This is a genomic window from Lysinibacillus zambalensis, assembly GCF_040183165.1.
Taxonomy (GTDB): domain Bacteria; phylum Bacillota; class Bacilli; order Bacillales_A; family Planococcaceae; genus Lysinibacillus; species Lysinibacillus zambalensis.
The window spans coordinates 1-1,506 of record NZ_JBEGDG010000059.1; the positions used below are offsets into that span (position 1 = coordinate 1).

Sequence of the window (1,506 nt, forward strand, 5' to 3'; positions counted from 1 at the left end):
AGCTGGTAGATGAGCGATTTGTGGTTTATTTTCAATAATGGCAATCAATCTTTCACAGTAAGTTAATTCATCTTTTACTTCGTTAGAAGTATTCTTCTTTGGAAATTTTTCTTTCATGGATTTATCAAATTGATACACTGCTTTGCGGGTATGTTTTGATTTTTCTTGTAAAAATTCTTTCGGTGATTTTTGGTTATAACGTGCTTTGGTATGTGTTGCGTCCACAATGATTGTTTTACTTTTGATAATGTTCTTTTCGAGTGCGATTTCAACTGTTTTTCCAATGAGCATATCTAATAAACTTACGTCTTGAAGACGAAGTCTTCGGAATTTTGTGAGTGAACTTGAATCAATCACGTCATCTTCTGGCGCCATACCTAAAAAATACTTGAAAGACATGTCATATTTTGAACGTTCGACAAGGTCTACATCAGATACATTAAAAATGGCTTTTAACAATAAGTACTTAAACATTCGAATCGGAGGAATCGCATTTCTTCCATTGTCTAAACAATATTTTGTTTTCAATTCTTCTAAAATGAATGAGAAATCCACTAGTTCGTTAATTTGACGAAGCATATTATCTTTTGGCACGACAATATCGTAAATGGCCATATATGGACTTAAGTTGAAAGTCTCTTGGTTTGAAATCATTGGGAACACCACCTGCATTTAGTCTCTCAATTATAAATTAATCAGAACCACCAGTATAACTGGTGGTTTGCTCTGCGCGTGAAACGCTGGGGGACTGGCCCATGTCTAAAGACATTCTGAAAGGTCTGCCAACCGCACTCCGTTTCCACACAAACCGCTAAAGCGGCTTACTTATTTTTTCTTTCTCTTGATTTCTTCTCCTGTGAATGGGTCAATGAATTCTTTTATCGTCATTTGATCTTGCAAGATATCTTCCTGTAATTGATTTTTTATATACTCCTGAATCTTTTTCTTATTCCGTCCCACTGTATCCACATAGTATCCTCGACACCAGAATTGACGGTTACCATATTTATACTTTAGATTAGCGTGTCGATCAAAAATCATTAAACTACTCTTCCCTTTTAAGTAGCCCATAAACGCAGATACACTTAGTTTTGGTGGAATGCTTACCAACATATGAATATGATCTGGACACGCTGTTGCCTCTATGATTTCTACACCTTTTCTTTCACATAATTGGCGTAATATTCTTCCTACATCTGCTTTAATTTGACCATAAATAATTTGTCTTCTATACTTTGGGGCAAACACAATGTGATACTTACAATTCCATGTTGTATGTGCTAAACTTTTATTATCCATTTTTAAAGGCTCCTTTCGTACGAAGTCGGTTGACCAGACCTGACTTGATTGTACGTTTGGAGTTTTTTTATTGTCCATAGCTAAAAGCTTTCCGGAACCCCCTGCACAGCAGGGGGTTTTCAAAGAATACAAAAAGGCGAGGTATTCGACGATTGAATCGTCGAATACCTCGCTAAGTGGAACCAGATGAAGTTTTTCAGTGCCCTC

At 36.3% G+C, this 1,506-nt stretch carries 2 protein-coding genes; both read right to left on the reverse strand.

The window, feature by feature from the left end; translation table 11 throughout:
- A partial coding sequence (locus ABNX05_RS26000) for a transposase (protein ID WP_349662334.1) occupies window positions 1-654 on the reverse strand: 654 nt, incomplete at its 3' end.
- A 171-nt stretch (window positions 655-825) separates the two neighbouring features.
- Window positions 826-1,299, reverse strand: a complete 474-nt coding sequence (tnpA, locus tag ABNX05_RS26005; protein ID WP_349662335.1) for an IS200/IS605 family transposase — start codon at window positions 1,297-1,299, stop codon at window positions 826-828.
- Window positions 1,300-1,506 lie beyond the last annotated feature (207 nt).